We start from the raw sequence: 15,100 nt of genomic DNA, 5'->3' as shown, positions 1-15,100 counted from the left end.
TGCCGAACTGCTCCAGCAGCTCAGCGGGAATCGCCGGCAGTTCTGCCAGCTTGGCTTTCGGTTTGCGAGGCATACGTTCTCCTTGGGACAAGAATATGCCTCGAACACGAAATTACGGACAGGCCCCAACTGTTCAGCCTGTTCGCTTTGGCGAACTTGGTGATTGCGCAAAACCGGTTTCGGTCGGTTCACGGGAGTAGTCCGTCACGTGTATGAAAAATGCAGGAAATGAGGCGTTTTCCCGGGACAAACTTCCCCGAATTCGCTGCGCTTCACTTCGGCATCCGGAATTTGCGCGTCAGCACCGCCGACAAGCTCGCGCGTTGGCCTATTAATCAGCGTTTCCCTAGGAAAAGCCATGCTGTCGGCAGAGCTCCTTGACCGGCAAGCCGGCCTCCGCCTCGCGCAGGAAACCAATAATCTGCTCTTCGGTGAATCGTTTCTTCATGCCCAATCTCCTGACTGCGTGATTGAATTCTAAAGCGTCGTGCTACTCAAGGGCTGGGGGACGTCGCGCCCTGAGTCAGCCCGCCTTGTTGCTTCCCGAGCTGCTGCACAAGGTAGTCAGTAACCTGAACCGCCCCTTCGAGGTTTTTCGTATAGGCAGGTCCTGTTTTGTACTTCCCATGAATCACAATCGTCGGCACGCCGCTTATCGAATAGCGCTTCGTCAATTCAATCGACTGGCGGACTTGCCCATGTACGCCAAACGAGTTGTATGCAGCCAAGAATTTCGATTTTTCGACTCCTTGCGTCTCAAGAAAATCGGCCTGCGCTTGCGGCGTAAGGAGATAGTTTCGTTGCTTCAGAATAGAGTCGAAAATTGCTGGCGAGATCTTATCGGAGACGCCAAGCGCAGACAGTGCGTAGAAAAGTTGCGAATGCGGAACATAGTTGGGACGAAATGCGACTGGTATTCGCTTAAATTCGACCTTATCGGCGTTTCTCTTTACCCACGGCTGAATTGCTGATTCGAGGGATTGGCAATGTCTGCAGCCATACCAGAAGAATACGATGACCTCAATCTTGCCAGCCGGTGCCGAGACGGGTACTGCCGGCTTCATCACCTCATAGTCTGTGCCGGCAACACGCGCGTGTGGAGAGGCCGATGCGAAGCCGGCTGGCATGTTAATAATCAGAAGAAGAATGCCAAGCAGATTTTTCATGGGACAGTGTATTTCCGTTCACAGATTTCGTTCGGTACAACCGGTCGGGCCACACGCATGAAAGCATGCCAACCGTCCCGCACGCGTGTTCGATGTGGCGAGGCTGGGCCATACCGGGAATGCGTCGAATCCATCCACGATTGCATTACGAAATCGCACCATCGACGGACGAGCACGCGCAGTGGCAGACATCTTGGCATCGGCCTGGTACCCACACGGTACTGCTCCATACCAAGCCCCTAAAGGGCTCATACACCGCAGGCATATTCGCGCACCAGCCGCTGCACTGGAAGGGCTTGCACCTGTAGCACTACCCGTATTCGACACCGTGCGCCAAAGTGATACCGCGAACCTGCCTTATGAGCAGATGCCCACCTGCATCTCCGCCCTCATCCTTCGTTGCCTTCACCACCCATATGATTGCCGGCAGACCATGCTCAACCCGCCTCGAACACGGAAATTCTGATAGGCCGCGTCTCATGGATCTTACTCATCGGCAATCACGATGCGGTCCGCAGCAGTGGCTACAGGCTTTGCGCCGACGGCGAGAGATGATGCGCAGTTTTCCCGAGTAACTTCCGGCACGCTTATCTTTCGCGTTGAACTCGGGTGTCTCGAGTGTCAAAGGCATCGGCTTACACATCACAGCAACGAGAATATTCGGTAGGTGTACTGACCTGAGTCCCGTCCCACTTCCTCCGCTCAAGCGAATCGTTTCGCCATTGTTGAGTGCCTTTTGCTGCCCCTCATGTAAATACGACACCCCGTAGTCGATGCGATCATGAAACTCACCGGAAGTCCCATGGCGAACCACGGAGAAGCTACCCGGCTTCCGCCGCAAGGCACCAAGATCATCCTTCAACGTGACATCGAACCACGAACTGTTCGAACCGAAACCATCGTACAAACACATGTCGATACTTCGACGGCCAGTGGTTCGGGAGTCGCGGCCATTTGGCTGACTCAATCCGAGATCTACCGTGGGCGTTGTTGTGCTGTGATCGGGCAGATAAATCTGGACGTTCTTGGTGTCGGTTACGTGCAGCGTAAACTCCACAGTGGGTTCTGCAACGACGAGCGTGTCGGAGCGGCGCCAGTTTCCCTGATTAAATTTCAGCGTCGCATTCCAAATTCCGCCAAACGGGAGTTTACGCAATTCGCTCGCGTCAACCCAAAGGGAAGCGGACAAGTTCCCTCCCCCGAAGATTCCCGTGTGAAGCTTATACCGTCTGCCTGCAGCGCGCCGATTGCCTTGGACTACCAGCTTTTGTTGAGCATTCGACCTGGTTTCGATGAATAGCAACTCAACCGAAGTGCTGCCGCTAGCGGCCCACTCTGGCTTAGTGGCACACGCGCCGAACTGGGGATCGCTGTCCGATTTACAAACAAAATAGCTTGTCCTGTGCGGCTCACTGCTCCCGACAATCCTCTCGTTCCAAATCTGAATCGTCGGAGGCGAATCAAGATCAAAGCTCTTTTCGATTCTGTCATGCCAGTTGAGGGGAATAACTTCTTGTGCAGATGCTGCCTGTGGCGCAAGCATGAGGACAACGGAAAGCAGCTGGATTAATAGAAAAACGTGAAGAAAATTCATAGTGACATGTGATCTTTAGAGCATGTTGTGCACTTTCAACAAATACCGAACAGCGCGAGCAAGCATCAACGAGACAAAGAAGACGAAGTGCAGGCCGGCCAGCGTTTCAGGCAGACACTCGCAGTCGCCCGCCCGCGTGCGAAAATGATTGATCTGTCCATTGCAACTGAGCAACCCTGAATATCAGAAGATTCTGACTTTGAATCTTACGTCCTCCGACCTATTCGCTGCGGGAGCACATTCGAGCGGAATACGGTCAAAATTCCGGCTCACCGAGACCCCATCGCAATAGGACCGAGGAAGCTGCGTCGCCCCACGTAGCAACGCAGCTTATGCTCTACGCATTGGGATTAGCTCCTCCCACCGAGCCGATCCCCGCTCACTTACTGCCCCGATCTTCGGAGAGCACATAGCGCCGCTCCAGCACACGCCTAACACGGGCCTGCTTCTTAATCTCCGCGGGCAGGTCGCCAACACTGGTCAACTCACAACGCACCTCACCTACCATCATCAATACATCTCGTTTGTCCTTCACCTGCAGCGGACACTTCATGATGGAGGTGCCATCAGCGATGTACAGGTCCGACTCCTTCCGATCAAACTCAGCGACAAAGCCGCCGGCGTCATCTAATGATGCAGAAGGTCCATTCAGAATCACACTATCCGCAAGCGGCATACCGTTAGGATCCAACGCTTGCCCGACATACGTATAGACCGCCTTGGACTCCACGTCTCGCGTTGTGAGCCGCCCCGGGATCAGGAACAACTCGCGGCGCCCAAGCCCTTCGACCACACTCGTGGCAACCGCGCCCGCATCATGCCCACTCACGTCTCGGACTTCCAGGGACACTGGCGAAAACGCCTGCACCGGCATGAGCATGCTTTCGCCGAAGTTCACCCGAACACCGCGCCCGCTTGATGAGCTTACCTCAGCCGCCGGCCCCCTCGTGTCATCCTGAGCGCTCACACGAACCGCCACCCCCGCCATGGGCTCTCCTTGCATATTGGCTCCACCGAGCATCACCCCGTCTCGACTCACGGCCAAGGAGGACACATAGCTTCCGCTAAACGACAGCGAGTTACCAAACTGCTTGTTGTAGCTGTTCACAATCGCGCCGTTGGCGTTTCCGTACTTGTTTCCCGATGTACGACCACTGATGCGAACGGAAGCGCTCTTCGCGCCCGTTCCGGAGAGGTCAACACCGACCTCACGATACGCATTACCCTGCCACGCCCAATTTTGGCTCGCAGCGTAGTTGACCGACGTATCTTGACGGTTCGCCCGCACATCCACTCCGCCCGAGGTATAGGAAGACATACCACCCTCCGCGCTCGCTGGCTTTGCATGAGACATCGAAACACCGACGTAAAACCCATGATCTCGCGGGCTCCTCGAATCGTGACGCGCAAACACACCAACCCGGGAGCTAAAGCTCACCCCACGCCACATATCGGTGCGCGAGAGTTCAAGCTGCATCGCGCGCGACACGCGATTTCCACTCACGTGCTTTGGCTTGGCGTACCAGGGCCGATCGTTCACCGCGTCGGCATAGTCATTCGTTCGTCCCAGACTTTTGTTAAACGTATAGCCGAACATCGCCGACCAACGCCCTAACGGCATGGAAGCCGACGCAGTGATTGTGTCGTACGATCCAACCGCCCGATACGCAGGAACGTCCCCCGGCTGCGCAGCCCGGACCTGATATCGGTATACGCTCCACGAAATGCCGTTACTCAGCGAGAGACTTTGCGTATTTCCCCGTGTGCCATCCGTGCCAAAGAAGTATGCACCGCTCAGCGAGAACGCCCCAATGGGAAATATATGCGTCCACGCGATCGACGTCTCGGAGAACAACTTACCGCGCTGCGTGGACAGCCCACTGGTGAGCGAAACCGCACCTGGCAGCGGAACGCGCACCCCGGCGGCGGCAACCACACCAGAGCGCGTGATATCGCCCGATTCCGCCGCCCGCCCGATCTGAGCGAACCACTGCGTTGTGCCCGCACCCGGACCACCGCCAGTCTTCGAGAAGGGGCTGCTCTGCGTGCGGACTTGAACCCCGTCCTCGAATACGCGCATGGTCACTAGATACGATCCCTCGGGGAACTGGCTCGTATCCAGCGTATTAATACCAGATCGAAAATAAAACGTCCCGAGCAGCTCATTCCCCCGATAGGCATCGACTCGCGCCTCACGCGAAAGCAAAATGGTCACCGGTGTGCCACGCGCAGCGACTGCCGCGTTGGTGTACGCCATTGTGGTGCCAACACGGACACCATCGATGGTGCCAGTGGGTAACATCGAGAAACCAAAGTTACCGCCCAAGCGGCTCGCCAGGTTACGACCATCCATTCGCCCGGCTTGTGCGTAATGCTCCACCCCCAAATCGTGGCGGTAGTACAAATCCCGCACGCGCATCTCGCTACGCGCGCCTGCAATATAGCTAGAATGAGAGAAATCCCAATTCCCGCCAATAAAGCTCTTTTCACTCAGCCCCAGCGCCCCAGTACCGGAGACGCTCAGACTGCGGTAATTCTTCCCCGTTGAAACATTCAGCGTTTGATTATGAACCAATGCGCTATGCGTCGAAGAGGTGATTTCATGGAATCGACTATCGCTCTGCGTTTCACGAATCCACGTAGGTGATAGAAAAAGATTGAGAACACCATTGCTCTCGTCATAGATGAAGGCCGCCGTTTTCGTCTCAATGTACATGCCACCGGCTTGCCCATCACTTGCCAAATGGCTATTGCGGGGCATGGCGGTTGCCAAAGCGTCACTGAGTTCAGCGCCGTACTTCTCCACATCAGCAAAATCGGAAACAGCACGCAAGAGGCGCTCGGGCTCCTCGATACGCACCGTGTCCGGTGTCACGTGAGCACGATACAGCCCGAGGGTTCGACCGAGAAGCTTGACTTCGATTCGTTCTTCACCACCCAACACAATCTCTTCAAATCCCTCCGGCACACCAGCGAACGCTTGTGCTGGCGATGCGAGATCACCCACACACATAGCGCTCAAGCATGCGAGCAGAGATTTTCGGAGACGAAAACTTGGCATTGGTCAAAGTGGCTAGGAATGTCGAACAAAGCACGAGGGGGCCTAGCCCCCTCTCCTAATCGTGTAGAGGCGAATTAGGGAGCTGTTGCTGCCGCAGTCGTCACAATCAAACGCACCGGACCACGGTACAGACCGGGTGTCGCTACAGCGTCAGGCTTCTTTTGTGCAATCGAAAACGTCAGCGACCTCGAGTTCACATCGGCCCCGGTAAACAGATCCGCCGCTTTCAGCGTGGTCCCCGTGGTGGTCAGCGCGGCGCCATCGACGCTAACCGTCAGATCGATTGGAGTAGCAGCGGGATCGGTCGTATGCGTGAGCTTCGGCTCGGTTTGCAGTCGAATTTGGATGTCGTTCTTATTATCGTTCGAGAAGATCTTGGCATCGAATTTTTCAACGATCAGGCCTTTGCCCGGCACGTACTGCATGGGCAAATCGCTCGGCAGCGCATCACCTGCCGGCGAGAGCAGCTCGATGGCCGGGTCAATTTGCGCCGTCACGGTGATTTCCTTCTCAACGGCGAAGGCCGACATCGACAACGCTGCAGCAGCGGCCACGGGAATAACTTTCAGAAACATATAAATACCCTTTTAGGATAGTTTTAAAGAATGCTCTTACGAGCACTATAGATACGCCAAGAGCCGCGACACACCCAGGACATCGAGCCATAAACACCAGTTCACGCATCATCGATGACTTTCTGCTGCTCTAAGCGCCAGGCACCTCGACTACATCGCTTCGCACAGCGTTCTGCTTCACGTCAGCGACACCATCAAGGCGATACTTGAATTGCCACACATCACCTTTTGCAGCGTGCGGCAGTTTGAGAGACTGATCGGGATAAACACTTCGCTTGATCGGCTGCCAATCACATTTGGCCTCGGGCTTCTCCGAATCGCAGACCCCCGCTTCGAGCACGGCAAGACGCATATTCCCGGTATTCTTGAGCACCCCACCCGCCACCATCATGTCGGGCAGGCGAGCGCTGGGTAGTACGCGAACCAGCGGCGCCCAGACCAAGCCGAAATCAACATTGCTGTCGATACTCTCGGTCGACTCACTCGCCGCATCTACTGGTGCAGCCACAGGCTCGAAGTGCACTCGGTACAACTCCTCTTTCGCAGGACTGCCCAAGGCAATTACACGAACGAGACGCGATCCGCCCGCAGGCAACGCGAACTTGCTCGGTGAAACCGTCACCCCACCCGCACCTGAGCGAGGGGTATTTTCCTCAACTTCCTGCTCTGTCCCAGGATTGGCCACTCGCTTGACTACGACCTTGACGTACTGCGTTGAATCTGACTTTGAATACACGCGCAACTGTGAGGCACTCTTCGATTTTGTATCAATAGAGCTGGTCATCGGCGACACGAGCATGTTCGCGGTGACCGGTGAGAGTAATGCCGAAAATACGAAGAGCACACCTCCAGCAACCACTGGAGCCCAGTAATCTGAAAAAAGTATTTTCACGGTCTACACCCAAGAATTGGACATGAATGATAAAGTACATATCCACAAATGATTGACGGCTCCACACTCAGGCGCACAGCAGAGCAACAGCACGGAGATAATTCTCAGAACTATTTCAGAACCAGTAATTAACCCATATAAAAAATAAACCGTTTTATCGGCTTAGGCCACCCGCAGAGTCAAAGCGGGCGCTTTGCCTTCCGATCCAACCTCTAGAGAAAAGAGGCCCTCGATTCTCATGGCAAAGCAGTCGGGATTGCTACGTCCCGTTGGGGGGCCGCTGAAGCATAAGACACAGGTATTTTGCCTATCGCGCTCGCCTAAAAAAATCAGAAGATTCTTAAATCTGACAGTGAGATCCGGAGTTGCTCCGAGACATAGAAAATGAAAGGGACGTCCTCGTCCAGAGGCTGCGGCGAAAGCCGCGAGTCGGCATCAATTTGCCAGGATGAAGTTGCGAATGTTCATCGACACCAGCGAGAAGGGAAGTCCATGCCTATTGTCACTATCGGAATCGATCTTGCCAAGAATGTCTTCGCCGTTCACGGCGTGAACGAAACCGGTAAAGCGATGATCATCAAGCCTCGTGTTCTGCGCGATCACCTGCCGACGTTGATTGCGCAGTTGCCAGCGTGCCTCATCGGCATGGAGGCCTGCTCCGGCGCGCATCATTGGGCACGCCTGTTCCAGCAGCACGGCCATACGGTCGAGCTCACGGCGCACAGTCTGGTCGCGCCTTATCGCATGTCGGGCAAGCGCGGCAAGAACAACACAGCGGATGCTGCTGCGACCTGCGAAGCGGTCGCGCGCCCGAGCATGCGTTTCGTGCCGCTGAAGGACGAACATCAGCAGGCAATACTTTACCTGCATCGGGCACGACAGGGCTTCGTTGAAGAGCGGACCGCGATCTACAACCGGTTGGGAGGCCAGCTCTCAGAATTGGGTGTGGTGCTGTCACTGATTCCGGAGAAGTTGCGCTGGTGCACACGGAACATCTGGCCACGCTGCCAGGCCAGGCCGGGAGAAGCGTAGCACCAGCGATCTGCTCGAGCACCCAGGTGTACGCAATCTCGCGCACACGCGAATGCAACTCAGGACGGGGATCCTCAACGCTGCGGTGGTACTGGACGCTATGTGGCTGCTTCATGAGCCGGCAGGCCCGCCTCATCGTCAATCCGTAGTGGCTCACTCTCCGTCGTCGTCAACCTACGTTACGGTGCTGATCGAGTGCTTACTCTGCACCAGAGAGACATCGCCATTTTGCGAAGCGGTGCAGTGACGATACTCGACCGTGATGCCGCGTCGCGGGGCGTCAGCGATGAACGCATCGAGCAGCTCGAGCACGTCGTGGTCGATGTAGTCGGCGCGGGTCGTGTCTATGATCACCGCCGCGCGATCGGGAATGTGGCGCAGGTGATGCTTGACCTGCACCTTGCCGAGAAATGACACGTCCTTGCGGAACGACAGCAGGAAGTGATCGTCATGCTGCGCGAGCGTGACGGGGCTCTTCAGGTTCGCGACGGCGACGGCCAGCACGCTGCACGCAAAGCCGAGCGCGATGCCGAACAGCAGGTCGATCGCCAGCACACCCGCAATCGTCGCCGCGAACGGCACGAACGCGGCCGGCCCCTGTTTTATCACCGAGCGGAAAAGCGCCGGCTTGGCGAGCTTGAAGCCGGTGTGGATCAGGATTGCCGCGAGGCTTGCGAGCGGGATCAGGTTGATCAGGCCGGTGAGCGCGAACACGCTGACGAGCAGCAGCACGCCGTGCACAATCGCCGACAGACGGCTTTGCGCGCCCGCATTGACGTTGGCCGCGCTGCGCACGATCACCGACGTGATCGGCAGCCCACCCACCATGCCAGCGACGAGGTTGCCAACACCCTGCGCTTTCAGTTCGCGATCCGGCTGAACCGAACGGCGCTTCGGGTCGATCTGCTCGACCGCTTCGAGGCTTAGCAGTGTCTCGAGGCTGGCAACGATGGCGAGCGTGATCGCGACCTGCCAGACCGCAGGATTCAGCAGTTGCGAAAAATTGGGGCCGAATTCAGCGTGCTTCAGCGATCCAGCAAAGGCAGCGAACGACGCGAACTCAGGCAGTGCGACCCGGTGCGCGACGCCCAGCGCGAACGCTGGCGCTAGCAGGCCGAGCGCCAGCGTCGTGCCGATGCCGAGCACGACGACCGCGAGCGGCGCCGGCACCGCGCGCACCAGGGCGAAGCGGCGCAGCGCGGACATATCCCACGCGACCAGTAGCGCTAGCGATACGAGCGTGACCGCAGCCGCGATCCACGCGGCGGGGAGGCCAGGCAGCGCGGAGAGGGGCTGCTCGACGCCACCGCCAATGCCGAGCGCGAACGGCACCTGCTTGACAATCAGCAGTAACCCAATCGCCGCAAGCATGCCCTTGATGACGGGCGACGGCACATAGGCGGCGAAGCGGCCGGCGCGCAGCATCCCGAAGCCGAACTGCAGGATGCCGGACAACAGCACGGCGAGCAGGAACGCCGAGAAGCTGCCAAGTTGCGCAATGCCTTCAACGATGATCACAACGAGCCCGGCGGCAGGGCCGCTGACGGAAAGCGACGAGCCGCTCAGGAGCGCAACGATGAGTCCGCCAACGATGCCGGACACGAGTCCGGCGAACGGCTCCACGCCGGACGCATTGGCAATACCGAGACAAAGCGGTAGCGCGACAAGGAAGACGACGATGCCGGCAACAACATCGCGCGGCAGTGGGGCAATTCGGTCTTTTAACGTCATGTCGAAACGATTCTGAATGCGTACTAGGGTGGCGTGCGGTCAGTCGGGCAACCGGGCGAGTTCGGCAGGAACGGCCGACGCGCCCTCGTAACCCGATGACAACTCCTTGAGACGTCCGTCGGTCAGCGAAAAAATCCAGCCGTGCACGAGCGGCGGCCGTTCGCGGTCTCGCACGATCGGCGACTTACGTAGCAATCGGACCTGTTCGAGCACGTTAAGCTCGGCAAGACGGTCGGCCACCGCCGCGCCGTCGAGGCCAGCGAGCGTGTCGCGGTGGCGGCGCGCGAGCGCGCACAGCGGCGCGATCCGACGGCTGACGTGCGGCAGGTCGGCCGACGGCGGCATCAGCGCAGCGTGCACGCCGCCGCAGCCGTAATGCCCGCAAACGATCACGTGATCGACGTTGAGCATCCGCACCGCGTACTCAAGCACGCTCGCGCAGTTGTCGTCGTCGGGCTGGAACAGGTTCGCGATGTTGCGATGGACGAATAGATCTCCGGGCGCGCTATGCGTGATGGCCTCGGCCGGCACACGGCTGTCCGAGCAGCCGATCCAAAGCACGCGCGGATTCTGGCCGCGCGCGAGCACGTCAAAGAAGTCGGGCGTGCGTTCGTATGTCTCGCGGGCCCAAGCGGCGTTGGCAGCCAGTATGCTTTTGGGTCGAATCATTGCGTATCTCCGTAGTCGAATGGCTGTCAAGGAGCGGAGGAACAGTCCGCTCCACCGTCAGCCATGCTCAATATGTCAGGAGCCGAAGTACGGATTACAGAAGCTGATCGGGCCCACGCATTTGTCTTGATCAGCAGTCCTATCTGCTTCGGGCGCCATCGCCTCGCGATTGTCGACCGAATTCACTGCCGGTAAAACTTGCTCGCCCGCTTTGATGCGCTCTTGCATGCGCTTTTCGTGCAACTTCGCCATTATTTCTTGCACGTGCTCTGGGTAATTTGGGTCTTCCGCCGTGGAGCGGTAACCTAGGGCCCGGAGTTCGGCAAGTTCAGCCTTGACCTGTTCTCGAGTGAGCCCTTGAGCCTGAACCGACGGAATCGACAGTGGGGAAAGTGCGGCAATCAGAATAGTGGCCGTCAATAGTTTGGAACTCATAACGCTTCCTTTCAGGTGAGTGAGAATTTGTAAGATACCTTTCACTTTCATTACGTTCCATGTTTTTGAAGGGGTGCGCCGGTTTGTCGCAGCTGCGGAGGCCCGGAGCAATAACGTGTTCGTTGAGCGGGTGTGGCGCAGCGTCAAGCGCGAAGAGGTGTATCTGAAAGCCTACGAGTCGGGCAGGCAGCCACACCCGGCGCTCCATCGGCGATTACGTCGAGTTGTACAACCGGAAACGGCCTCATTCGAGCCTGGCGGATCAGGCGCCGACGAGGCAGACTTCGCGACGCTGCCCGCGCTCCAATCGACAGCATGATTGCCTCGAGCGCTCCACTAAAAATCCCAGAAAACCGTTCAAATGAGCGAGCCCACCTCTCTGGCAACCGGCGCGGGTTGCTGGCTCGCCTGCGGTTTCGGCTCGTCCTGGTCGTTCGTCACGCCATTCTGGTTTCGCCGGTGCGTCGGTTCGTGATCGATCCAGCGTTCAGGCCAAGCTTCCGCCACGGCATTCATCGACACGATCAGAATTGACAGGCCTATCCACTTCGACATGCGCATCCCCGACTCCATAGTGATTCGATATATCGTCCCGTCATCGCAGGTCCATTGCCGACGCGATAGTTCATTTGGCCGGCTGGCCTGCCAGGTCACGCCTATCGTGCTCGTCGAATCCCGACGAGCTTTCGCCGCAATGGACCATGAGGCGATACAACTTCCGGTTCTCGCCACCATCGACGCATCGGGGAGGTAATTCGTCCGTCGGTTGGGAAGGTAGCCGTCGTGCCGGACCCGCAGCAGTTCCTGCCCGACGTCGGCGCGAGTCTTCAATTGGCCGTCGCGTGCTCGGCCCATCCCAAGATAGCCCATGCAAGGCCAGGGCCAAGCGAAAGGCAACATGTGTTCTTCATCGTGGTGTATCCGATTCGGCCTCGATGCATCCATTCTTGCCGCGCACCGCTGCGCTGGCATGATCCGAACATGAGATATCCGTCATGTTGGCGTCCATCCAGGCTAGGGCCGGAGGAAAAAGCACAAGGATGGACCTTGACGTAGGCGTAACGGCTGCCGCAGCGATGCCCTGCATAGTCCGCTTGCTCGTTCGCCATTGATGCCCGCCCGCGGTATCCGCCGCTTGCTTAGCGCGTAACGCCGGCTATATTCGATGCGCATCTGCTCATCAATACCAAGGCGATCGGACCGATTAACACAAGCAAGCGACAGCCGACTCGAGACATGACCGATCTCCGGGAGGTTCGCGATTCAAAGTGGAGGTGGCGTCTCGATCAAGCGCTCCACCACACGGCATGACGCCGGATTTTCGATCCCCGACCTGGCACGGACATGAAACCGGAATGAGATTTTCCTCATCGGCATCTCATGACGCATTTTTCATTTTCGAGTCACGATCACGCACGGCTGCCTGCCCATACTGGCCACACGACTCGCCACCCGGCGAGCCCATCCCAAGGAGCCAGTCATGAAGTCGATTCGTTATGCGGTCCTGTTCGTCACCGCCGCCATGTCGATCGGCGCGGCCAGCCAAGCCGCGCAGGCACAAGGCAAATCGCGCACGGATGTCGTCGACGAGCTGAAGGTCGCGCAACACGAGGGCGCCGTGCCGGCGGGCAAGACGCAATATCCGCCGAGCACGGACATGGTCAAGCGCAACAAGGACCTGCACGGCATGACCGTGCATCCCCGCGAATCCGATCCGAAGGTGGACGCACACGACAAGCTCGGCTCGCGTTGAGCGCCGCCCCGCGGGGAACGCTCGCGATATCGCCCCGCTTCAGGCCGCGCGGCCCGGGCCCGAGGCGGCCTCGCCCGTCGCGCCGGGAAAACGAAGCCAGAAGGTGGTGAGCGCTCCCGGCAGGCTGTCCACGCCGCATTCGCCGCCGTGGTTGTCCATGATCGATTTCACGATCGCCAGCCCCAGCCCCGTGCCCGAGGCGGAATTCTGCCGCGAGGGATCGACGCGGTAGAAGCGCTCGAAGATCCGCGCGAGATGCCGCGGATGAATGCCCTCCCCCACGTCCGAAACCTCGATCAGCGCCGCTTCGCCTTGCTGCCGGCATTCGATCGTGATCGCGCTGCCGCGCGGCGCGTATTTCAAGGCATTCGACAGCAGGTTGCTGAGCGCGCGCTGATACAGGCTCAGGTCCGCCTCGACGCTTGCCCGGCCCCGCACCACGATCGACACCCCCGCATCCTCCGCGAGTGCCTCATAATAGCCGGCCACGCGTTCGGCCTCGTCCGCCGCATCGAGCCGGCGGATATCGAGCGACTGCCCGGCCTGCTCGGCGCGCGCGATGAACAGCATGTCCTCGATCATGTGCGACAGACGCTGGTATTCGTCGATGCTCGATTCGATCACGGCCTGGTATTCGTCCGCGCTGCGCGGCTGCGAGAGCGCCACCTGCGCGGCGGCCTGCAGGTTGGTGAGGGGCGTGCGCATGTCGTGCGCCAGGTTCGACGAGAACTGGCCCAGCCGCGTGAACGATGCGTCGAGCCGCGCCAGCATGCCGTTGAAGGCATGTTCCAGTTCCCGAAGCTCGCCCGACACATGCAGCTCCTGCACCGGATGCGCGAGCCGGCTGGTCGACATCTGCTCGGCGCGCACGGCGAAGCGGCGCAGGGGATTCAGGCCGAGGCCGGCGATGCCGTAGGCGAGCACGGCGGCCAGCACCACGCCGCAGACTTCGATCACGACGATCGTGTAGGCATGCGCGCGCAGGGTCGACAGGTCCTCGGCGCGATCGTATTGCACCACGACGCGAACCACCGGCGCGCCGGGGCCGGCCAGACGGACCGTGGAAATCGAATAACGCAGGCTGGAGCGAGCCGGTTCGACGCTGACGGCCGCCGAGGCAGCGGCCGCGGACAGCAGCGACGCGTCGAAGCGGAAGCCCCTCGATTCGACCAGCACGTTGCCGGTCGAATCGAGGATGGTGAGATCCATGGCCGAATGCCCGTGAAGCTGGTCGATCCAGACGTCCCGGTTCAGCCGCACATCCGTGAGGGTTCCGACCTTGGCCAGGTGCTGGCGCAAGGCGGCGGTGATGCCGTCGATCTGCTCCGCGGCCGAGGATTCGATGCGGCTGCGTAGGGCCTCGTAGAGCGCGAGGCCGCTCATGGCCAGGATCACCGAGGTCGACAGGATGATGAGGACCGTCAGGCGCCCGCGCAGGGTGTGAGGCACGACGCGCTGCATCATCGCGAAACCGGGTTGCGCACTTCGAGCACGTAACCCATGCCGCGCACGGTGTGGATCAGCTTCGGTTCGTAGGCGTCGTCGATCTTGGAGCGCAGGCGCCGGATCGCCGAATCCACCACGTTGGTATCGCTGTTGAAGTTCATGTCCCAGACCTGCGAGGCGATGGTGGCGCGCGGCAGGATCTCCCCCTCGCGGCGCATCAGCAGCCACAACAGCGCGAACTCCTTGGCGGTGAGCAGGATCGTATCCGCGTGTCGCGTCGCCTTCCGGCGCGTCAGGTCGAGTTCGAGATCGGCGACCTTCAGGGTATTCGTCTCGCGCGCCTGGCCGCGTCGCAGGATCGACTTGATGCGCGCGGTCAGCTCGACGAAATCGAAGGGTTTCGCCAGGTAGTCGTCGGCGCCCAGCTCAAGCCCCTTCACGCGGTCCCCCACGTCGTCGCGCGCGGTGAGAAACAGCACCGGGGTCGACTTGCTGCGCCGCAGGTTCTGCAGCAGGGTCCAGCCGTCCTGCCCGGGCAGCATCACGTCGAGCACCAGCAGGTCGTAATCCTCGGTTTCTGCCTGGTGCTGGCCGGTGGTTCCGTCCTGCACCCAGTCGACCACATAGCCCGCCTCCGTCAGCCCCTTGCGCAGATAGGCGCCGGTCTTGGGCTCATCCTCGACGATGAGAATACGCATGATTCCTTTCCTTGCAAGGTTCGGGTGGATGCGCGCCGGCCAGCGTCG

The 15,100-nt window shown here is 59.2% G+C and carries 11 protein-coding genes and 4 pseudogenes; 3 read left to right on the top strand and 12 right to left on the bottom strand.

Features of this window, described 5'->3' with window-relative positions; all coding sequences use genetic code 11:
* Positions 1-349 precede the first annotated feature (349 nt).
* The 6 genes and pseudogenes from QZM72_RS23165 to QZM72_RS23140 form a co-directional block, all read right to left on the bottom strand.
* Positions 350-448: pseudogene (locus QZM72_RS23165) on the bottom strand (transposase); the annotation flags it as partial.
* 46 nt (positions 449-494) lie between these two features.
* Positions 495-1,166: a thiol:disulfide interchange protein DsbA/DsbL gene (locus QZM72_RS23160; protein ID WP_301739334.1), complete on the bottom strand. Its 672-nt coding sequence runs from the start codon at positions 1,164-1,166 to the stop codon at positions 495-497.
* Positions 1,167-1,656: 490 nt separating this feature from the next.
* Positions 1,657-2,760 (bottom strand): CfaE/CblD family pilus tip adhesin, encoded by a 1,104-nt coding sequence (locus QZM72_RS23155; protein WP_301739333.1) that lies wholly within the window; start codon positions 2,758-2,760, stop codon positions 1,657-1,659.
* A 379-nt stretch (positions 2,761-3,139) separates the two neighbouring features.
* Entirely contained in the window at positions 3,140-5,773 is a 2,634-nt protein-coding gene (locus tag QZM72_RS23150) for a TcfC E-set like domain-containing protein (protein ID WP_301739332.1), read from the bottom strand.
* 122 nt (positions 5,774-5,895) lie between these two features.
* Positions 5,896-6,396 (bottom strand): CS1 type fimbrial major subunit, encoded by a 501-nt coding sequence (locus QZM72_RS23145; RefSeq protein WP_301739331.1) that lies wholly within the window; start codon positions 6,394-6,396, stop codon positions 5,896-5,898.
* A 130-nt stretch (positions 6,397-6,526) separates the two neighbouring features.
* A complete protein-coding gene (locus tag QZM72_RS23140) occupies positions 6,527-7,288 on the bottom strand; it encodes a fimbrial protein (RefSeq protein ID WP_301739330.1) in 762 nt (253 codons plus the stop codon).
* Positions 7,289-7,780: 492 nt separating this feature from the next.
* Between QZM72_RS23140 and QZM72_RS23135 the strand changes: the two are divergent.
* Positions 7,781-8,242: pseudogene (locus QZM72_RS23135) on the top strand (transposase); the annotation flags it as partial.
* Between the two features lie 324 nt (positions 8,243-8,566).
* On the opposite strand, the pseudogene QZM72_RS23130 reads toward QZM72_RS23135, so the two are convergent.
* The 3 genes and pseudogenes from QZM72_RS23130 to QZM72_RS23120 form a co-directional block, all read right to left on the bottom strand.
* Positions 8,567-10,051: pseudogene (locus QZM72_RS23130) on the bottom strand (SulP family inorganic anion transporter); the annotation flags it as partial.
* 39 nt (positions 10,052-10,090) lie between these two features.
* Positions 10,091-10,720, bottom strand: a complete 630-nt coding sequence (locus QZM72_RS23125; RefSeq protein WP_301739329.1) for a carbonic anhydrase — start codon at positions 10,718-10,720, stop codon at positions 10,091-10,093.
* Positions 10,721-10,795: 75 nt separating this feature from the next.
* Positions 10,796-11,206: a DUF4148 domain-containing protein gene (locus QZM72_RS23120; RefSeq protein WP_301739328.1), complete on the bottom strand. Its 411-nt coding sequence runs from the start codon at positions 11,204-11,206 to the stop codon at positions 10,796-10,798.
* Between the two features lie 58 nt (positions 11,207-11,264).
* On the opposite strand from QZM72_RS23120, the pseudogene QZM72_RS23115 reads away from it, so the two are divergent.
* A pseudogene (locus tag QZM72_RS23115) lies at positions 11,265-11,474 on the top strand (integrase core domain-containing protein); the annotation flags it as partial.
* A gap of 38 nt (positions 11,475-11,512) precedes the next feature.
* Here QZM72_RS23115 and QZM72_RS23110 read toward each other — a convergent pair.
* Entirely contained in the window at positions 11,513-11,986 is a 474-nt protein-coding gene (locus QZM72_RS23110; protein ID WP_301739327.1) for a DUF4148 domain-containing protein, read from the bottom strand.
* A gap of 649 nt (positions 11,987-12,635) precedes the next feature.
* Between QZM72_RS23110 and QZM72_RS23105 the strand changes: the two genes are divergently transcribed.
* Positions 12,636-12,908 carry a DUF4148 domain-containing protein gene (locus QZM72_RS23105; RefSeq protein ID WP_301739326.1) on the top strand — a complete coding sequence of 91 codons (273 nt, stop codon included), beginning with the start codon at positions 12,636-12,638 and terminating at the stop codon, positions 12,906-12,908.
* A gap of 39 nt (positions 12,909-12,947) precedes the next feature.
* Here QZM72_RS23105 and QZM72_RS23100 read toward each other — a convergent pair whose 3' ends face one another.
* Together QZM72_RS23100 and irlR are read right to left on the bottom strand one after the other, a co-directional pair.
* The gene (locus QZM72_RS23100) at positions 12,948-14,372 is read right to left on the bottom strand and encodes a heavy metal sensor histidine kinase (protein ID WP_301739325.1); all 1,425 of its coding nucleotides are present in this window, start codon (positions 14,370-14,372) and stop codon (positions 12,948-12,950) included.
* Positions 14,369-15,052, bottom strand: coding sequence for a heavy metal response regulator transcription factor IrlR (irlR, locus tag QZM72_RS23095; protein ID WP_036056741.1), 684 nt, complete (start codon positions 15,050-15,052; stop codon positions 14,369-14,371). Before irlR ends, QZM72_RS23100 begins: the two co-directional genes overlap by 4 nt.
* Positions 15,053-15,100: the final 48 nt, after the last annotated feature.

The sequence above is a fragment of the Burkholderia sp. AU45388 genome (assembly GCF_030481585.1).
Taxonomy (GTDB): domain Bacteria; phylum Pseudomonadota; class Gammaproteobacteria; order Burkholderiales; family Burkholderiaceae; genus Burkholderia; species Burkholderia sola.
Note: the sequence above shows the minus strand (reverse complement) of the source record. Positions and strands in the feature narration are given on the sequence as shown.